Raw genomic sequence first — 2,948 nt, 5'->3', positions numbered from 1 at the left:
ATTTAAAAGAGAGAGTAGGATGTGATAAAGCATCATTTTGATAGCGGCAATAAAAGCAAATACAAAAAAAGAGGGGGTTAATGCAGTGTTTTTATATAATCAAGAGCGGTTGTCAATGGCGCATGCTACCAAAAGATTTTCCACCATATTCGACGGTACATTCGTTTTATAGACGATATAGGATTAAGGAAGTATGGGAAAAAGTGATGCATGAACTTGTTAAGACAAGCCGAAGTAAGTATGAAAGGAGCAAGAATCCCAGCTATAGCATCATCATTCACAAAGTGTTAAAACAAGTGTTACCCCCACAGGAGCCTCAGAAAAAATAGGTATAGATTGGGGAAAAAAGATACGAAAACAGCATAGTGGTGTTGATAGGCAAGGCAATCTGCTCCATATCACGGTTTATAAGTCCAATGACACAGGTGCTGGGTGCAGAGTTTTTGAGGAAGCGTTGCAAAAATATCCTACATTAAAGGGAGTTTGTGAGAACTCTATTGAATAAAACTATAGCAATCTCAGAGCGTATATCTCAAGAATGGGCCATACTTCCAAAGTGTTGGATTGTCGAAAGAACATTTGCATGGCTAAATCATTTTCGAAGGGTATCTAAAGATTATGAAATTGCCATAGCGACTGCTAAAAACATAAGTATGATAGCCTATTCCATGATCCTATTAAGAAGGATAGCTAAATCATGAATACAGGTTCTAAGTAATGCTTTTTTCTGTTTTTAATTTTTCATCCAAAAGTTTTAAAAACAACGGAAGTAATAAAAAGTTCACAGACGACAAAGCCACCGCCGCATGATCTTTATCTTTATTTTTTTTCCTAATACCGCTTTGAAATTTTTTTTTGCAGAGAAAGAATAATTTTTTTCTAATTCTTCTATATGTTTTAGCTATATCTGGCTCAGTCAATACAGAAGGGTTTACATCTTGGGTGCGCAAGATTTTATACGAATTCCCATTGATAAATAAGCATATAATGATTGCCTTTTAAGAAAAGGAGAAGCATATAATAGGTGTATAACAAACAGCTTAAATAAATGGCATCCGCATCAAAATTATCAACCGCGCAGGTCGCAGAAGAAGCAAAATATCAGCTTAGGGAGATTGGTAAAGCTGCACGAATATCACGTAAATTAGCAAAGGCTATTGCAGCCAGGGGCGCAAAAGGAAAAACAAACTTAACGCTGCGCAAATAAAACAAATCTTGGAATGGGTAAAAGTCGATAGTCAGTTACCCATAAAGACAATTCGAATAAAACTAGAAAATGTCTTTAATATAAAAATTAGCAAGTCAACCGTTCATCAAGAGATCAAGAAGCTACATTGCTTCTATATTAAGCCTCGTCCTAAACATTTCAAGCAAGAGCAAAACATAAGTTGCTGAATTTAAAAAAATATTAGCCGAGAAATAGCTAAGTGCACACCATCGCACGTATTGTTTTTTGATGAATCGAGATTTGGCACTCATTCCAAAAGTCACGGATAGTATGAGCGCGGTACCAAACCACAAATTCTATTTAAAATCGGTTAGCAAAGTTTCTATCTTTATAACGTAGTTAACGTTTGACGGCAGTAATTTTAGTCTAATTTTACTTAATCTCGATTTTGCCTAATGTCGATACTGAGCATATAAATGTATTTTTATCTGAGCGTGTAAAGAAGCAATTTAGTATCGGAAAACGGTATTAGATCTTTTCTTATCTCCATTGGCTTGAACACAAATCCTTAGCTTCTCTTGGGCTATTTTATCCTTACTCCAACCGTGGAGTAGATCTAATTATCCCTTCTTTTTTGTATCTTATCCACCCCCTACTTACACTGCTTTTACTAACTTTAAATATTTTGGATATCGTTTTTTGATCGTTACCAAGTTTAATACTTTCTATTACTTGCTCCCTTAGATCGAAGCTGTTTTGTTGCTTTGTCATTTTCTGTTAAAAATAGCACCACTCTGCCCCACTTTCAAGCTAAATTATTATATTCCCTGATATATTCCAATGTCATAAGCAGTCTACCTTCTATACTTATACTCATGCTGAATGAAATTGTTTAAAAGTTTAATTTTATGTGTTAATAATTTTTCTTATGCAAAAATTTCTGAAAGAAGATCGTGTTGCCTTAAGAGCCGACGCGTAGAAGATAGGATTAAGGCAGTTTTTTTATCCGACAAAGGGTGAAGCTATCGTCAAACTGCTAAGGCTCTTCTGATTGACGATCGTAGAGAAGTATAAGGAAGATCAAAAGTTAATGGTGTAAAGCAAGGGCTCTGTAAGCAAGCTGAATATTTCACAAACAGCGGAACTTATCGCGCATTTGGAAAGCCACCACGTATATGAAAGTAAGCGATATCTGCGCTTATGTTCTTGAACCCTATGACTGCGATTCAAGGCAAGACGTTGCGCGCCCATAATTTTTCATTTAAAAAGCCAGCAGCACGGCCCGAAAAGGCAGCCAAGCAGGAAGCGTTTATTCAACGGTGATGACAATACTGCCGGATGTTTGGTGATGGCGCGCACCCCACCATGACAACGAAAATCACCTGTCAGGCACCCCATTGCCGACGACTGCCTACACGCATGAACCCTGATGGGAGGCACATGCGCCTTACGGTGGTGTCTCTTAAAAACCTTGAAGACGTTTTTTATCAGCTGAAAGACGCTTATCCAAAGGCACCTAACATTCACCTGATCTTGGATCAAAGACCTTATAACACAAGCAAAAACCTCCAAAAAACAGCAAAAGAAAGGGGGATTGAGGTGCATTATTTGCCCTCCCTATAGCACCAACCTGCCCCCCATCGAAAAATGAATATGTGCGCAATAATCGATTTTTCGTCTCTGTCAAAGAGTTTTGCCAGAATATGCTGCACACCTGAGACAACATCGTCATGGATCTTGTCGAGCGCGTCAATGATAACTTTCAACCCGTTAGTCCAAC

General features: G+C 37.7%; 8 protein-coding genes. 6 read left to right on the top strand and 2 right to left on the bottom strand.

Going from position 1 to position 2,948, the window contains the following annotated elements; all coding sequences use genetic code 11:
- Positions 1-80: 80 nt before the first annotated feature.
- Together K737_RS11775 and K737_RS11770 are read left to right on the top strand one after the other, a co-directional pair.
- Positions 81-329, top strand: coding sequence for a transposase (locus tag K737_RS11775; RefSeq protein WP_006289088.1), 249 nt, complete (start codon positions 81-83; stop codon positions 327-329).
- A 156-nt stretch (positions 330-485) separates the two neighbouring features.
- Complete coding sequence (locus K737_RS11770) at positions 486-701, top strand: transposase (RefSeq protein WP_024161353.1); 216 nt, start codon at positions 486-488, stop codon at positions 699-701.
- A gap of 9 nt (positions 702-710) precedes the next feature.
- Here K737_RS11770 and K737_RS01365 read toward each other — a convergent pair whose 3' ends face one another.
- Entirely contained in the window at positions 711-950 is a 240-nt protein-coding gene (locus K737_RS01365) for a hypothetical protein (protein WP_006302851.1), read from the bottom strand.
- 98 nt (positions 951-1,048) lie between these two features.
- Between K737_RS01365 and K737_RS09905 the strand changes: the two genes are divergently transcribed.
- On the top strand, positions 1,049-1,207 hold the full coding sequence (locus tag K737_RS09905; RefSeq protein WP_023491348.1) for a hypothetical protein: 159 nt from the start codon (positions 1,049-1,051) through the stop codon (positions 1,205-1,207).
- A 555-nt stretch (positions 1,208-1,762) separates the two neighbouring features.
- On the opposite strand, the gene K737_RS11765 is transcribed toward K737_RS09905, so the two are convergent.
- Positions 1,763-1,939, bottom strand: coding sequence for an IS630 transposase-related protein (locus K737_RS11765; RefSeq protein WP_023491346.1), 177 nt, complete (start codon positions 1,937-1,939; stop codon positions 1,763-1,765).
- Positions 1,940-2,050: 111 nt separating this feature from the next.
- Between K737_RS11765 and K737_RS09900 the strand changes: the two genes are divergently transcribed.
- From K737_RS09900 to K737_RS07455, 3 genes are all read left to right on the top strand, one after another.
- The gene (locus K737_RS09900; protein ID WP_161630401.1) at positions 2,051-2,188 is read left to right on the top strand and encodes a hypothetical protein; all 138 of its coding nucleotides are present in this window, start codon (positions 2,051-2,053) and stop codon (positions 2,186-2,188) included.
- Positions 2,189-2,368: 180 nt separating this feature from the next.
- Positions 2,369-2,491, top strand: coding sequence for a hypothetical protein (locus tag K737_RS11360; RefSeq protein WP_268743844.1), 123 nt, complete (start codon positions 2,369-2,371; stop codon positions 2,489-2,491).
- Between the two features lie 15 nt (positions 2,492-2,506).
- Positions 2,507-2,791: a transposase gene (locus K737_RS07455; RefSeq protein ID WP_006302667.1), complete on the top strand. Its 285-nt coding sequence runs from the start codon at positions 2,507-2,509 to the stop codon at positions 2,789-2,791.
- Positions 2,792-2,948: the final 157 nt, after the last annotated feature.

The sequence above is a fragment of the Holospora undulata HU1 genome (assembly GCF_000388175.3).
Classification (GTDB): Bacteria; Pseudomonadota; Alphaproteobacteria; order Holosporales; family Holosporaceae; genus Holospora; species Holospora undulata_A.
The sequence above is the reverse complement of the archived record's forward strand: the minus strand, read 5'-3'. Positions and strand labels throughout refer to the sequence as shown.

Bases quoted from the DNA above. Each gene is read 5' to 3' on its own strand.
- K737_RS09900 (WP_161630401.1), top strand. From the start codon at position 2,051: ATGAAATTGTTTAAAAGTTTAATTTTATGTGTTAATAATTTTTCTTAT.
- K737_RS11360 (WP_268743844.1), top strand. From the start codon at position 2,369: ATGTTCTTGAACCCTATGACTGCGATTCAAGGCAAGACGTTGCGCGCC.
- K737_RS09905 (WP_023491348.1), top strand. From the start codon at position 1,049: ATGGCATCCGCATCAAAATTATCAACCGCGCAGGTCGCAGAAGAAGCA.
- K737_RS11765 (WP_023491346.1), bottom strand. From the start codon at position 1,939: ATGACAAAGCAACAAAACAGCTTCGATCTAAGGGAGCAAGTAATAGAA.
- K737_RS07455 (WP_006302667.1), top strand. From the start codon at position 2,507: ATGTTTGGTGATGGCGCGCACCCCACCATGACAACGAAAATCACCTGT.
- K737_RS11775 (WP_006289088.1), top strand. From the start codon at position 81: ATGCAGTGTTTTTATATAATCAAGAGCGGTTGTCAATGGCGCATGCTA.